This is a genomic window from Algoriphagus persicinus, from assembly GCF_035156415.1.
GTDB classification, from domain to species: domain Bacteria; phylum Bacteroidota; class Bacteroidia; order Cytophagales; family Cyclobacteriaceae; genus Algoriphagus; species Algoriphagus persicinus.
Window position 1 is genome coordinate 125,309 of sequence record NZ_JAYEEY010000002.1, and the last position, 13,914, is coordinate 139,222.

Here is a 13,914-nt window from a genome sequence, read left to right on the forward strand (position 1 = left end):
CTCCGTGCTACCCTCTGTGGTCTCTGTAGTTTCAAACTTAGAAATTATCCACCAAGCTTTTTACAGTTGCTTCGAGAACTTCGAAAGCATTCTCTGCCATCAAATTCTCTGAATCAAGCGTTGGGTTTACTTCCACAATTTCCCAGCAGCAGACACGCTTGTCTTGGATGAGTTTCACGTTTAATTCAATGGCTTCCTGCACACTCAGTCCATCTGCAACCGGAGTACCTGTTCCTACAGAAATGGAACTATCCAGACTATCCACATCAAATGAAATATAGAGTTGATCGCAGTCTTTCAATGTTTCTAAAGCTTCTGTGGCAATCTGCTCTATTCCCCTTGACCGAACATCTCGGGTGCTAAAGTTTTTTATTCCGTAATTTTTGATTAAATGATCCTCCGGAGCTTCAGTGTCTCGTACTGTGATAAAAACGATGTTTCTTGGGTCAATTTTAGGAAAGTCGCCACCAAGGGTTTTTATCTTTTTCCAAATAGCCATAGTCTCCTCAGATGGCTCGTTCACTTGACAATCCAAGTTGTCAAGCTGAGATACCATCGCCAATGGCATTCCGTGCATATTTCCTGAAGGAGTAGTGAAAGGAGTATGCAAATCTGCATGGGCGTCTATCCAGATTACACCTAATCTCTTGTCAGGGTCTGCCGCTTTTATGCCCATTATTGTTCCCGCTGCGGTACTGTGATCACCTGCCAAAACGATTGGGAATTTCTTCTCCTTCCTCAATGATTCGATGGTGGAATAGACATTTTTCAGAACCTGATATACTCCATCAATGTACTTGGCATGAGGGAAACTATTGCCTTTCCAGAGGTAACTATTGGCATCAGGTACGTTGATCGGATCAAACTGTGTGAAGAAATTAGACTTCTTATCCAAACTAGCAATCTTCAAGGCATCAATTCCCATGCTTGCCCCACGGGTGCCAGCGGCTATTTCTGAACGTACTTCTACTAATGTTATATCACGCATTCTTGGGAGGAGTTTTAAGTTATATTGGGTAGCATAAAGCGTCGCAAAAGTAGTCAAAAATGCCTTTAAATGGTCAATTTTCAATGAGCAACCCTCAAAAATGTAAAAGAGAAAAATATTTTAAATTTAAATTTTCCCGCTGATGGTTGCAGATGACTATTGCAGATTTTTGCAGATCCGATAATCCATTTTGAAAAGAAACTCTACTTAAAAAATCAGCGTCTATCTGAGAACTTTTTCAGTGGAGATTTGCGGGAAATGAAGATTTTTCCTCACTTAATTATAATGCTTGTATTACGATTCATGTCTCAAAATCAATAGTTTTGAACTATGTCTATTTCATCCAAACTTCCCAATGTTGGGACGACGATTTTCACGGTTATGTCGAAACTCGCAACTGATTGTGGGGCAATTAATCTCTCTCAGGGTTTTCCTGGTTTTGATTCTGATCCTGCATTGCTCGATTTGGTGACTAAGTACCTGAAAGCAGGATTCAATCAATATGCACCGATGAGCGGAGTACTGGTTTTGCGTGAGAGGATTGCAGAGAAGACCAAATTGGTTTATGGCGTAGAACTAGATTCAGAAAGCGAAGTAACAGTAGTCTCTGGAGCTACAGAGGCATTGTATGCTGCCGTGACAGCCGTGGTGACAGCTGGTGATGAAGTTATCCTCTTTGATCCAGCGTATGATTCTTATGCTCCCGCTATAGAATTAAATGGAGGAAGGCCAATTTTTATTCCCTTAGAATTGCCTCACTTTTCTGTGAATTGGGAAAAAGTGAAAGCTGCCATCACTGACAAAACACGGCTGATCATGGTGAATACCCCACACAACCCAAGCGGGTATGTGTGGACTCAAAATGATCTAAAAACACTGGCAGAACTGATTCATAACAAAGATATTTTTGTTGTGAGTGATGAAGTTTATGAGCACATCACCTTTGATGGGCGTGCGCATCTATCCCTGTTGACTCATCCGGTTTTAAGAGAACGAACATTTATTTGCTGCTCATTTGGCAAGACTTTTCATGTGACTGGATGGAAAATTGGCTATTGTTTAGCTCCGCCCAAGCTCACAGAAGAATTCAGAAAAATTCATCAATTTTTGACATTCAGTACGGCTACTCCCTTGCAATATGCTTTGGCAGATTATCTCTCAGATCCTTCGCGTTATTTAGCTCTTCCTGATTTCTATCAGAAGAAAAGAGATCTATTCTGTGAAGGACTTAGAGCTACTCCTTTTGAATTCATCCCTGCCCAAGGAAGTTTCTTTCAGATGGTATCCTATGCACATCTTTCTCAGGAATCAGATTATAAGCTGGCCGTACGTTTGACAGAGGAAATGGGGGTTGCGAGTATTCCAATTTCAGTTTTTTTCTCTGATAAAAGGGATCATAAGATTCTTAGATTTTGCTTTGCTAAGAATGATTTAGAATTATATAAAGCTTTAGAAAAACTTAATGGTGTAAATCTATAGATCTGAAAAACAGTACTTTAAATAAGTATTCCTAATTTTCGCTTCAATTACCCTATTAAAATTATAGGGAATATGGGATTATAATAAAAACTCTTTTACATTTGACACGTTGTTACTTATAAATCTCAAATAAAAAATGAGCGCATTATCGCATACAGATCCTTCATCCATTGATTCGGAGAATAGTTTAGCCATTGGCATTTCTAAAGTTTCCGTTAACCAGCAGGAGATCGTAAAGATTTTTAATCAGAAATCTGATAGAGTTATGCAGGGGATGTGCAAGTTTGAAGAAAAGTTCGATTTTCTTTATCCACTGTTCAGAGGATTAAGTGAAGCTGGAAAGCCAAAGAGCTTGAAATTGAGATTTTCTTCCTCAGATAAAGCAGCGTACTTTCATTACCCAGAATCAAGTCAGTCCGAAGTCTCTGTATTTTTTTCACAATTGATTTTGCATTTGCAAAACGAAGTAAAATTCAAACAAGTATTGAAAAAAGTAATTACCAACAGAATGCATTTCAATTCTGAACAATTCTTGCTTCAAAATGCAATGTTGGGTTCTGGAGGAAATTAAGAAATCATTTCGTTTTTCTAATATTGGGACAGTCCTTGGGGATTTGTCCCTTTTTCGTTTGAATTCCCCTGAGAAAAAGCAATTTTTGCAGGGCTTTAACACCTACTACCTAGCTAATGAATACCTACAAAGATCTGATTGAGCAGACTTTTGATTTTCCTACCAAAGAATTCAAAGTAGAAAACAATGAACTGCATTTCAATGGAGTAAATATGATGGAGATCATAGAGACCTATGGCACTCCGCTCAAGCTTACGTACTTACCCAAAATATCCGAGAGTATTCAGAATGCCAAGACCTATTTCAAGAATGCAATGGAGCAGCATGACTACAAGGGCAAGTACACCTATTGCTATTGCACTAAGTCATCTCACTTCAGCTTTGTGCTCAATGAGGCGCTGAAAAACGATATTCATATTGAGACATCTTCGACTTTTGATATTCCTTTGGTCAGAAGTCTCTATGCCAAGGGCAAAATCACAAAAGATACTTTCATCGTGTGTAATGGTTTTAAGCGGGAGTTGTACAAGCAGTATATTACCGAATTGCTAAATGACGGCTTTGTGAACTGTGTGCCGATTTTGGATAATTTGGCTGAAATCGATTATTACTTGGAGCATGTGAAAGTACCCTTCCAAGTAGGGATCCGAATCGCTGCTGATGAAGAGCCAAAGTTTGGTTTTTACACCTCTAGACTAGGTGTGAGATACAATGATATCATCCAGCTGTACGAGGATAAGATCAAGGATAATCCGCATGTAAGCCTGAAAATGCTGCATTTCTTTATCAATTCAGGGATCAGAGATACTGCGTATTATTGGTCAGAATTGACTCGATTTATCCAGAAATATGTAGATCTGAAAAAGATAGCTCCTTCACTGGATACCATGGATATTGGAGGTGGGTGGCCGATCAAAACAAATGTCTTTTTCGACTATGATTATCAATACATGGCAGATCAAATCGTGAAAAACATCAAATGGATGTGTGGCAAAAACAATACAGATGAGCCAAATATTTTCACGGAATTTGGAAGCTATACAGTAGGAGAGAGTGGGGCGGTGCTTTATTCTGTCTTGGAAGAAAAGCTCCAAAATGACAAAGAGCTTTGGTATATGATCGATGGGTCATTTATTACACAATTGCCTGATAGCTGGGGTCTTAACCAGAAATATATCATGCTTGCAGTAAATAACTGGGATGAAGGATATCACAATATCAACCTCGGTGGCCTGACCTGCGACAGTATGGATTATTACAACTCTGAAGCTCACCAGTACAATATTTACCTTCCCAAGCCAGAGAAGAAAGTCCAATATCTAGGTTTCTTCCATACGGGAGCTTATCAAGAATCTCTTGGCGGATATGGTGGTATCCAACATTGTCTGATCCCAGCGCCAAAGCATGTATTGATAGATAAAGATGAAGATGGGAATGTTACTCATCGGCTCTTTGCGAAAGACCAGACTGAGGAAAGTATGTTAAAAACTCTTGGATATTAATAATTGAAGCCGCTCATAAACGAGCGGCTTTTTTAACCGAGGAGGTTGATGCAGTGGACAAAGATTAATGTAAAAGGGTCCTTTATTCTTTTAAAGTCAAAATCCCTCAAGCTCTGAAACGTATGTATTTGAGAGTTGAGGGATTGACTAAAGACGGATTGGCTTTTGAGAAAACTTTTGAAATAGATGTTAAATAAGGAAAAGTCTATTTAGGCAATCTACTTCTTAGCATATTTATCTGCCCCATGTGGTTGGCCTGATGCTCCATAACGTGAAACCATGCCCAGTGATTGTCAGTCTGCCCACCTTTTGCTAAAGTAGCAAACCATTTATCATCCTTGGTTTTGAGTGTATCTATTGTCTTTTGACGGACTTCAGCCCAGATATCTAAATAATATTGAATAGGCTTACCGACAAACTCAGATCTAGCTTCATCGCCCAAGTTCAAAGCAGTTTCCCATATCTCTTTTTCCTCTTCATTATAACTTCTTCCTTCAAATGTGTAAGCCTGATAATAAACTTCAGTCGCAGCCAAATGCATAATCATTGCACCGATCCGATTGGCTTTATCATCCAATAAAAAATCTGTTTGATTCTGATTTAGATTTCGGGTACTCATGATTATCCTTGTTCTGAGGTTTTCCAACATGGACACCATAGTTCCAATATCATGATCATAACCCTTTGGAGGAGTCATTGTGTTTTGTCCGTAGGTACAGGCAGAAATAGACAAAATTAAAATAAGGAGTAGAGGGGATTTAATGTTGTTTTCCATTTGTGAGAAAAATTTGTGGACTAGTAAATTGCTTATAAAATGAGAAAATGCTTAGTCAAACTTTGTTAATTACTCACCAGACTTAAAAATTCTATTCAATAGTACCCACTTTTCACCAGGTTTTGCCCATGGGATCGGCTGCTGATACTTCCACATAAATGCTTCCCATTCTGCAATTTTTGGATTAGAGGCATCGAACTTTGCCTTTTCTTCGAAGTCGAATTCATCTACCGTTTCCAGAAGCATAAACATGCGATTTCCTGTGCGAAATATCTCAATATTGAGAATTCCAGCATCTATATCATGTTGGGTAACTTCTGGCCAAGCAGCACCTTTGGCATGATGCTGCTCGTATTCTCTGATAGATTTCTCGTCATCAATAAGGTCTAGTGTAAGTGCAAAACGTTTCATTTTTAAGTATCAAGTGGATAGGTAGATGTTAGAATCAAGACATTAGATTTCAGAAGCTATAGCAAAGAAGTGATATACTTCATGCTAAAATACGGTTCACTTGAAAATTCATGGGTTGGAGAACCTAGAAATCTCGTAAATCGTCAATCGTATTTCGTACATCAATTAAACCATTTTCTAAATTCTTGAATAGTCTGCTCAGCTGCAGCGTCGGGATCTGGGTAGGGGAAAGCTTCCGCTGATGCATAGCCTAAGTAGCCAATTGTTTTAAGCGCTTCTGCTATTCCTTTCATGGGAGTATGTCCAAAACCCATAGGTCTTCTGTTGCTATCCGCAAAATGTACGTGGCCGATGCTTTTCCCCCAGTTCAAAATGCTTTCTTCCAAATTGCCTTCTTCAATATTCATGTGGAATAAATCTGCCAAAAGCTTCACTGACTTGGTTTCTAAAGAATCCAGGAATTTTGACCCAGCTTCTATTGTGTTGAGTAAATTCGTTTCGTAGCGATTTAGAGGTTCATAAATCAGTGTCACTCCTTTTGATTCAGCATGCATTCCCAATTGATTCAATCCTTTCGCAAGCCAAGACATAGTTTCTTCCCGATCTTTTCCAGGAAGTACATTTCCCTGCATGGAGCCGATAATTGCCGGAGCTCCGAAAGCAGCACCAAAGTCAATCATATCTGAGATGAAGGATATAGCTTTTTTACGAATTTCTGAATCAGTGTCAGTAAGTGTTACGCCATGAATGACCTTACCAGCACCCGTTCCAACAGCCGCGAGTTTAAGGGAATATTTATCCAATAGTTCTTTGAGTCTCTGGATTTCAATTGCATCAGCTGAAGCTGTGAAAAGCTCTATCGCATCAAAGCCAAGATTGGAAGCTTTTGCCATCCCAGCTTCTAGGTCTTCCCAAAAAATCCAAGGGCCAGTTTTAATTTGAGGTACTAGAGCGATTGTTACGCAGGACTTTATCATTTCGTTAGTTGTCAAAATCAATCATTATTTTAATTATACCCTGCTGATCATCAGCCCAATCTGCAAGTGCCTTTTCGGACTCATCTAGGGTCACTACTTTGCTGATCACTTCATTTACAGGAAATTTTCCCTGCTCCAGATAGCTGATCACTTCAGGGAATTCTGTGGTGCAGTTTCTCGATCCCAGGATTTCTATTTCCTTTTGCACAAAGAGGGAAGTATTGAATTCCACAGGCGCTTTTGCATAGCCTATGCAAACAACTCTTCCCGTGAAGGCCACTTCTTCTACGGCCTGGCGATAAGTAATCGGACTACCCACCGCTTCAATAATTACGTCAGGACCATCGTTGGTAGTCATTTCTTGGAGAGCCTGATGCAGATCTACGTTCTTTGGGTTAATGGTATGCTTAACTCCGATTTTCTTCGCGATCTCTAGTTTGGCGTCATCAAGATCAATGGCTATTACTTCCGCACCCCGATCTACTGCTGCAGCTACAGCACCCAATCCTACAATTCCACATCCTATTATTGCTACACGATCCTGAGAAGTGACTTTAGCACGGTTCACAGAGTGAAAACCAACTGTAAGAGGCTCTGTCAGAGCTAGTTCACGGAGCGATAATTTCTCCGAGGGAAATACATCCTGCCAAGGCAAAGCAATGTATCTACACATAGCTCCTGGACGACGTACACCCATGGTCTTATTTTCTTTGCAGGCATTACGCGCGCCTTTGCGGCAGGCGATGCATTTTCCACAATTCAAATATGGATAAACCGTTACTTTCATACCGACTTTGATATCAGCAGGAACATCCTTACCTAATCCCTCAATCGTGCCACCAACTTCATGGCCTAGAATATTCGGATATTCTTGCAGTGGAAAAAGACCTCGGTAACTATTCAGATCCCCACCGCAAAAGCCCACCATTCCAACTTTAAGGAGAACTTCTTCCGATTTTGGAGTTGGTTTTTCGATTTCTCGGAGTTCTGTTTTACCGATATCAGTTAGAACTAGTGCTTTCATAAGGTTTGAGTTATTGTTTGTTTATTTTGATTTCTACTTCTTTGCTAGCTGTAGATAAATTGACTATAGGATTTGGTAAGCACTGGTGAATAGGCTACTTCTGTCTCCCGTCTCCTGTCTTCCTTCTTTTTCTTAAATATTATTCTCTGGCTTGCCTTCATACCACATTTGGTTTTTGACAGGAGCTACCAGTGTTTGGATTTCTTCTAGCAATCCGACAGGAATTCGGAAATCAAGCACCCTTACATTTTGAGTGATGGTTGCCAGATCACACATACCCACTATCGTGGTCGTAATATCGGGATGATCCATTGCATAGCGTATGGCCACGTCACTTAGTTTTACGCCATAGTTCGCACAAAGCTTAAGCAATTCTGATTGCATTGCTTTCATTGCCGGTGGAGATCGGTGCCACTCTGGCAACTCCCCATCTGAGAGTATGCGTTGCATCAAAGGAGCAGCATTCATCAAGCCAAAGCCTTTTTCTTTAGAAAGTGGCACTAGTTCCCGATTGATTTCGTCTTCTAATAAATTATAATGAGCCCATGATAACACCGAGTCCACATCGATATTTCTCGTGATTTCAGCTAGATAGTTTACTGGAAGTCCTGTGATGCCAATGAATCGGGCTTTTCCAGACTCTTTGAGTTTAAGCAGCGTTGGCCAAGCTTCATTCAGAATCTGTTCTTTGTCTACAAATTCGATGTCATGAAGCTGAAGTAAGTCAACGTAATCTGTTTTCAGTCTATCAAGAGACTCCTCTACACTTTCCAGAATCCGCTTTTCAGAAAAATCGAATTCCTGCAGATCATAACGTCCACATTTGGTAGCCAAAATAACTTGGTCACGCTTTCCTTCGAGTGCATTTCCAAGTCGCTTTTCCGCTAAAGTAAGACCATAAAAAGGAGAAACATCGAAGAGATTCACACCATGATCTATCGCATAGTGAACGGCTCGGTAACCGTCTTTTTCGTCAGAAACATTAAAAACGTCACCCATGGGTGATGCACCAAAACCAAGAATTGACAATTCCATTCCGGTGTTTCCTAACTTTCGGTATTCCATAAAAAGGGTAATTGAGGAATGTTACTTGATCTTATTCACATCGATTTTGAATAATTCAGCGGCATTTTGCCAAAGGATCATTTCTTTCTTATCATCTGGCAAATCCAGATTTTTCATAAAATTCAAGTAGGATTTCATTGAAGAAATAGGCCAGTCAGTCCCGTAAAGCAAATACTTTGGATTGCCGGCATAGGTGATCATCTGCTCCAATTCTGTTTTCATAAATCGCTCAAACTTCTCGGAGAAATTTCCCAGTACCAAGCCAGAAAAATCAGCATGAACATTCGTGTTTTTGTAAGTGACTTCCATGCAGTCTTTGATCCAGGGATTACCCACATGGCAGATGACAATTTTTAAGTCAGGAAAATCTACCGCCAGATCATCAATGTGGATCGGGTGGGAATATTTTACCCTTCCTGTGGGAGAATAAGTGTCTCCGGAATGAAACATCACTGGAACATCATATTCTATTGCCATATCATAGACTACCTTCATCCGCATATCATTTGGGTAAAAAGGTTCGTATCCGGGATAGAATTTAAGTCCTTTGATCAGCCCGGATTCCAGGTATTCTGCGATTTCCCGCAAGTCTCGATGGTTATAATTCAGGTAGCTGATCCCAGCTACAACACCAAGATTTTTCCTGTTTGCAATCGCCTCAACCACCTTTTTGGTGCTTGGTCTGTGTTCATTTACTTTGTAAGAAGTAAGCACAAGTGAATAATCCACTTGATTTTCCTCCATAGTTTCGGTCAATTTATTCAGGCAGTCTTCCAGCGAAACGACCCGCTCTTCATGGTAGTTATTGATGTGGGTATGTACGTCTATTATCATGTGCTAACTATTAGTTCTAGGATAATGTAACAATTATTTGACCAAGGGGAGAAAATTCTTACTCCACCACCTTCACCAATAACTTCTCACAGACTTTTTCAGAGAGTGTTTCACTGGGATGATCAGAATAACTGACAACAATGCTGTGATCGTAAGCTTCCTTGGAGCGAATCGTCAGTTCGGTACCTAAACTGAGACTTCTTCCATTAAGAAACTCTAAGAATTCAGTGGAAGAATTGGTAAGAGCAGCCAGTATTACGGTTTGTCCGGCTTTGGCTTTAGAGAGACTGAGGTAGTTGATCTCTTGCATGCGACCTTGTTTGTCGGGAATAGGTGAGCCGTGTGGGTCGATGGTAGGAAAGCTCATCATTTCATCCATTCGCTCGAAGAACTTGGGAGAATGGATGTGTTCCACCTGCTCAGCGATTTCATGAACTTCCTCCCAGCCAAATCCCATTTTATTTACCAAAAACATCTCCGTAAGCCGGTGCTTTCGGATAATCAGAGCAGCCTCCTTTTTTCCTTTTGTAGTGAGTGTGACAGGTTTATATTTTTCATAGATCAACCAATCATGTTTTTGTAAGGTCTTTACCATGCTATTCACTGTCGGCATGCTGACTTGCATCTGTGTAGCCAGCTCTGAGATATTTACCTCATTCTTTTCATTCGCTAAGTTGAAAAGTGATTTCAAGTAGTTCTCTTCCGTCTGTGATGCCATATCTATTGATTTAATAATCAAATATCTTGAATTATTGGGTAAAACAAATAGGTTAAAAAATGCTAATCTGATTATCAGATTTAAGTCCAATACACTTAATTACTATGCTTTTCGTAATGGAAGGCTTTAGACTAGAAACCACAGGTAGGAAAGCTTGCTCAGGGGAAATGTTGTTTTTTTTGGCTAAAATTCAGATTACTAGTTAGGGATTTGGAGGAATTTACTTTTTGCCCGAATCAGTCTCAAAGTACAAATGATAGTGCTTGCTGCAACCTGGATTGAAAGCAGCTGTGCAGTTAGGGCAGGTATTTCCGCTGGCCTGATATTCCGAAATTGTCAATTCTGTGCCACATACTCCACAGAGAATCGACTTGCTGTCAAACTCAGTTTTTGGCCAAACTTCTGATTTGTGGTCAGCTTCCTCCTCATGACAAGAAAAACAAGGATAGTACTTATCGCAACACTTGAATTTAATAGCAATGATATCCAGATCCGAATGCCAGTGTTGACATCGGGTCTGGTTATCGACCGTTTTTCCGTAGATATTGATTCCTTTTATGCTTGATTTCACGATGGGTAAAGCTACGTTTTGTTGTGCTAAAAGACCTCCTGAAAAGAGCAGGATTCCAGAGATGAATGCGAGTTTTAGAAATGACTTCATTCGGTGAATTTCAGAAATTATTCTGGTTTTGCTATAAAGCCAGCTTTCAAGACAGTTTTAAATACTTCATCAGGCGAGATGTCTTCAGATTCTACAGTTAGAATTCTGTCTTCACTTTGCAAATCCACCTCCCAGGATTTGATCTTAGGTTCTGCATCTAAAATAGGAGTGACCTTTGCCAGGCAATTGCCACAATTGATGTTGGTTTTGAATTTTTGAGTTTTCATTTTATTTTAATTTTAAAGTTTTTATGTTTTAGCTGTCACCCTGAGCTGTGTCGAAGGGTTATATCCGGTTTAGATTCTTGATACTAGCTACTTGATACTTCTTTTTCTTGGTTCTTGTCTCTTGGCATTAATATCAAATGATGAATGTTCAATGTCGAATAAAGAAGTTTAAATACGTTTGCTTTTCAGCCTAAGGCTATTTAATACCACCGACACGGAGCTAAAGGCCATAGCCGCACCGGCGATCATGGGATCGAGCAGGAATCCATTGATTGGATAAAGAACGCCTGCGGCAATTGGGATACCGATAAGATTATAAATAAATGCCCAGAATAGGTTCTCCTTTATTCCCCGAACAGTTTGACCGGATAAATTCAATGCTTTCGGAATGACCTCCAAATCGGAGGAGATGATGGTCATTTTGGCCACATCCATTGCAATGTCCGAACCGTGTCCCATTGCTATGCTGACATCAGCTTGTGCCAACGCTTCCGAATCATTGATTCCATCCCCGACCATGGCTACAATTTTGCCTTGCGCCTGAAGATCTTTCACGAAATCAGACTTGTCTGATGGCATTACTTCTGCTTTGAAATCAGTCAAACCGACTTGCTTTGCAACTGCACTGGCGGTCTGCTGATTATCGCCAGTTAGCATGTAAACATCAATTCCCTTTTCTTTTAGCTTTTGAATAGCTGATTTGGAGCTAGGTTTGATTTCATCGGAAATTGCTAATACAGCAAGCACAGATTTTTCATTAGCAAAGAAAATGACTGTTTTTGCTTCTTTACTCCATGTATTGGCAAGGGTGTCCAATTCAGAATTCATCGAGATTCCATGTGACTGGATCAGTTTGGAATTCCCAATAAAGAAGGATTCTCCAGCTAGATTTTTCGCTTGTACTCCTCTTCCTGTTAAGCTTTGAAAATCTTCGATTGCTTCAGATTTAACTCCTTCTTCGATAAGTTTTTTGCCTACCGCATCTGCCAAAGGATGTTCTGACTTAGATTCAATGGCGAGTAGGACTGGAGCAAACTGGCTTTTTATCTCTTCGCTTTCCCAGTTGATGTTGGATACAGTTGGTTTTCCGGCGGTAATAGTTCCTGTTTTATCCAGAATAATCGTATTGACTCGATGAGCTATTTCCAGACTTTCCGCGTCTTTGATCAGAATGTTGTTTTCAGCTCCTTTGCCAATTCCAACCATAATAGCAGTTGGGGTGGCCAATCCCAGCGCACAGGGGCAAGCAATTACCAGTACGGCAACAGCGTTAAGGATCGCATGTGATAATGCATCTTCACCACCAACAAACATCCAAACCGCAAAAGTCAAAATTGATATCCCAATGACTATTGGGACGAAAATTGAAGCAATTTTATCAACCAGTTTTTGGACGGGAGCTTTGCTGCCCTGGGCTTCTTGAACTCGTTTGATTATTTGGGACAGGAGAGTTTCACTACCAACTTTCTCAGCCTTGAAATGGAAGCTTCCCTTTTGATTGATAGTACCTGCGAAAACTTTATCTTTTTCTGATTTCTCCACTGCAAGAGGTTCACCACTGATCATGCTTTCATTCACAAAGGAATTACCGGAAAGCACTTTCCCATCCACTGGTATTTTTTCCCCCGGACGCACGATGATTTCATATCCTTTTTGCACTTCGGAGATTAGGATTTCTTTTTCCTGACCATCAACAATTACTTTCAATGTTTTTGGCTGAAGCCCCATTAGATTTTTGAGTGCAGAGGAAGTTTTGGACTTCGCTTTTTCTTCCAGCATTTTCCCAAACAGGATAAAGGTGATAATTACCGTGGCCGCTTCGTAATAGACATGAGGTTCAAAACCCCTGCTCACCCAAAACTCTGGAAATAGAGTGTTGAAAAGACTGAAAATAAACGCTATTCCAGTACTGAGAGCCACCAGTGTGTCCATGTTTACACTTTTATGAGTAGCCTGTTTCCACGCACTGATAAAAAATCTTCTTCCAAAAACCGATAGTACTGGGATGGCTAAGGCAAGCGAAATCCACGTTCCCGGCTTCCAGTGCATGAAAAACATTCCTATAATGAAAATAGGAAGGGTTAAAATAGCCGCTCCGATTGTATGTCTTTTTAGTTTTTGGTAATGTTCAGCTAGGTTGGTTGAGACAGTTTCATCCGTATTTTCTGTCTCCGTGATCAGACCATATCCAATTGCTGAAAGCGCTTCGTTCAGGCCTTCTGGATTTACTATATCCGAGTACTCTACTAAAACAGTACTTGAAGCGAAATTGACTTGGGCAGATTTCACACCATCTGTATGTGCAAGGATGGTTTCCACACTGGATGCACAAGCTGCGCAAGTCATGCCGGTGACAGGAAAAGTTTGTTTGTGTAATGTTTGAGTTTGTTCTGCCATGGGTTGTTTGACTTTATTTGACATTACAAACTTAGAAAGACTCAGGGAGGGTAGTGTTATGGAATTGGGTGGAAAAGTTATAAGATTTTGGAGTTAACCACAAAGTGCACAGAGTTTCTCACAGAGAGCGCTAATTATTGGCTTATCATGGTCTTAAAGGCTATAATTTAAAAGCCCGATTTTGAGTATGAGGATTGTAGATTAATTCTATGAGTTCCATGATTCTATATGGTTTATAAAAAAGTATTTTAGATTATTCTTAACAACATAGTCACATAGACATAC

14 protein-coding genes are annotated in these 13,914 nt (G+C 40.1%); 3 read left to right on the forward strand and 11 right to left on the reverse strand.

Translation table 11 applies throughout. The features are described from left to right. Positions 1–37: 37 nt before the first annotated feature. Positions 38–988 carry an arginase gene (locus tag U3A58_RS02235; protein ID WP_323821754.1) on the reverse strand — a complete coding sequence of 317 codons (951 nt, stop codon included), beginning with the start codon at positions 986–988 and terminating at the stop codon, positions 38–40. A gap of 330 nt (positions 989–1,318) precedes the next feature. Between U3A58_RS02235 and U3A58_RS02240 the strand changes: the two genes are divergently transcribed. The 3 genes from U3A58_RS02240 (at position 1,319) to U3A58_RS02250 (ending at position 4,540) form a co-directional block, all read left to right on the forward strand. Beyond that, positions 1,319–2,467: a methionine aminotransferase gene (locus U3A58_RS02240; RefSeq protein ID WP_323821755.1), complete on the forward strand. Its 1,149-nt coding sequence runs from the start codon at positions 1,319–1,321 to the stop codon at positions 2,465–2,467. A 136-nt stretch (positions 2,468–2,603) separates the two neighbouring features. Next, complete coding sequence (locus U3A58_RS02245; protein ID WP_323821756.1) at positions 2,604–3,038, forward strand: hypothetical protein; 435 nt, start codon at positions 2,604–2,606, stop codon at positions 3,036–3,038. Between the two features lie 116 nt (positions 3,039–3,154). Then, positions 3,155–4,540: an arginine decarboxylase gene (locus U3A58_RS02250; protein ID WP_323821757.1), complete on the forward strand. Its 1,386-nt coding sequence runs from the start codon at positions 3,155–3,157 to the stop codon at positions 4,538–4,540. A gap of 205 nt (positions 4,541–4,745) precedes the next feature. On the opposite strand, the gene U3A58_RS02255 is transcribed toward U3A58_RS02250, so the two are convergent. From U3A58_RS02255 to U3A58_RS02300, 10 genes are all read right to left on the reverse strand, one after another. Next, entirely contained in the window at positions 4,746–5,315 is a 570-nt protein-coding gene (locus U3A58_RS02255) for a mycothiol transferase (RefSeq protein WP_323821758.1), read from the reverse strand. Between the two features lie 69 nt (positions 5,316–5,384). Continuing rightward, complete coding sequence (locus U3A58_RS02260; protein WP_323821759.1) at positions 5,385–5,726, reverse strand: L-rhamnose mutarotase; 342 nt, start codon at positions 5,724–5,726, stop codon at positions 5,385–5,387. 161 nt (positions 5,727–5,887) lie between these two features. Then, a complete protein-coding gene (locus U3A58_RS02265; protein ID WP_323821760.1) occupies positions 5,888–6,703 on the reverse strand; it encodes a sugar phosphate isomerase/epimerase family protein in 816 nt (271 codons plus the stop codon). Between the two features lie 4 nt (positions 6,704–6,707). Continuing rightward, a complete protein-coding gene (locus tag U3A58_RS02270; RefSeq protein WP_323821761.1) occupies positions 6,708–7,727 on the reverse strand; it encodes a zinc-binding alcohol dehydrogenase family protein in 1,020 nt (339 codons plus the stop codon). A 132-nt stretch (positions 7,728–7,859) separates the two neighbouring features. Beyond that, on the reverse strand, positions 7,860–8,792 hold the full coding sequence (locus U3A58_RS02275) for an aldo/keto reductase (RefSeq protein ID WP_323821762.1): 933 nt from the start codon (positions 8,790–8,792) through the stop codon (positions 7,860–7,862). Positions 8,793–8,813: 21 nt separating this feature from the next. Further along, complete coding sequence (locus U3A58_RS02280) at positions 8,814–9,626, reverse strand: amidohydrolase family protein (RefSeq protein ID WP_323821763.1); 813 nt, start codon at positions 9,624–9,626, stop codon at positions 8,814–8,816. Between the two features lie 58 nt (positions 9,627–9,684). After that, positions 9,685–10,344, reverse strand: a complete 660-nt coding sequence (locus tag U3A58_RS02285) for a metal-dependent transcriptional regulator (protein WP_323821764.1) — start codon at positions 10,342–10,344, stop codon at positions 9,685–9,687. 220 nt (positions 10,345–10,564) lie between these two features. Continuing rightward, positions 10,565–11,005 carry a CHY zinc finger protein gene (locus U3A58_RS02290; protein ID WP_323821765.1) on the reverse strand — a complete coding sequence of 147 codons (441 nt, stop codon included), beginning with the start codon at positions 11,003–11,005 and terminating at the stop codon, positions 10,565–10,567. 17 nt (positions 11,006–11,022) lie between these two features. Then, positions 11,023–11,232, reverse strand: a complete 210-nt coding sequence (locus tag U3A58_RS02295; RefSeq protein WP_323821766.1) for a heavy-metal-associated domain-containing protein — start codon at positions 11,230–11,232, stop codon at positions 11,023–11,025. A 168-nt stretch (positions 11,233–11,400) separates the two neighbouring features. Next, on the reverse strand, positions 11,401–13,629 hold the full coding sequence (locus U3A58_RS02300; protein WP_323821767.1) for a heavy metal translocating P-type ATPase: 2,229 nt from the start codon (positions 13,627–13,629) through the stop codon (positions 11,401–11,403). Positions 13,630–13,914: the final 285 nt, after the last annotated feature.

What these genes read in the sequence shown, in the direction of transcription:
- U3A58_RS02235 (WP_323821754.1), bottom strand. Translation starts at nt 988, where the DNA reads ATGCGTGATATAACATTAGTAGAAGTACGTTCAGAAATAGCCGCTGGC.
- U3A58_RS02240 (WP_323821755.1), top strand. Translation starts at nt 1,319, where the DNA reads ATGTCTATTTCATCCAAACTTCCCAATGTTGGGACGACGATTTTCACG.
- U3A58_RS02245 (WP_323821756.1), top strand. Translation starts at nt 2,604, where the DNA reads ATGAGCGCATTATCGCATACAGATCCTTCATCCATTGATTCGGAGAAT.
- U3A58_RS02250 (WP_323821757.1), top strand. Translation starts at nt 3,155, where the DNA reads ATGAATACCTACAAAGATCTGATTGAGCAGACTTTTGATTTTCCTACC.
- U3A58_RS02255 (WP_323821758.1), bottom strand. Translation starts at nt 5,315, where the DNA reads ATGGAAAACAACATTAAATCCCCTCTACTCCTTATTTTAATTTTGTCT.
- U3A58_RS02260 (WP_323821759.1), bottom strand. Translation starts at nt 5,726, where the DNA reads ATGAAACGTTTTGCACTTACACTAGACCTTATTGATGACGAGAAATCT.
- U3A58_RS02265 (WP_323821760.1), bottom strand. Translation starts at nt 6,703, where the DNA reads ATGATAAAGTCCTGCGTAACAATCGCTCTAGTACCTCAAATTAAAACT.
- U3A58_RS02270 (WP_323821761.1), bottom strand. Translation starts at nt 7,727, where the DNA reads ATGAAAGCACTAGTTCTAACTGATATCGGTAAAACAGAACTCCGAGAA.
- U3A58_RS02275 (WP_323821762.1), bottom strand. Translation starts at nt 8,792, where the DNA reads ATGGAATACCGAAAGTTAGGAAACACCGGAATGGAATTGTCAATTCTT.
- U3A58_RS02280 (WP_323821763.1), bottom strand. Translation starts at nt 9,626, where the DNA reads ATGATAATAGACGTACATACCCACATCAATAACTACCATGAAGAGCGG.
- U3A58_RS02285 (WP_323821764.1), bottom strand. Translation starts at nt 10,344, where the DNA reads ATGGCATCACAGACGGAAGAGAACTACTTGAAATCACTTTTCAACTTA.
- U3A58_RS02290 (WP_323821765.1), bottom strand. Translation starts at nt 11,005, where the DNA reads ATGAAGTCATTTCTAAAACTCGCATTCATCTCTGGAATCCTGCTCTTT.
- U3A58_RS02295 (WP_323821766.1), bottom strand. Translation starts at nt 11,232, where the DNA reads ATGAAAACTCAAAAATTCAAAACCAACATCAATTGTGGCAATTGCCTG.
- U3A58_RS02300 (WP_323821767.1), bottom strand. Translation starts at nt 13,629, where the DNA reads ATGGCAGAACAAACTCAAACATTACACAAACAAACTTTTCCTGTCACC.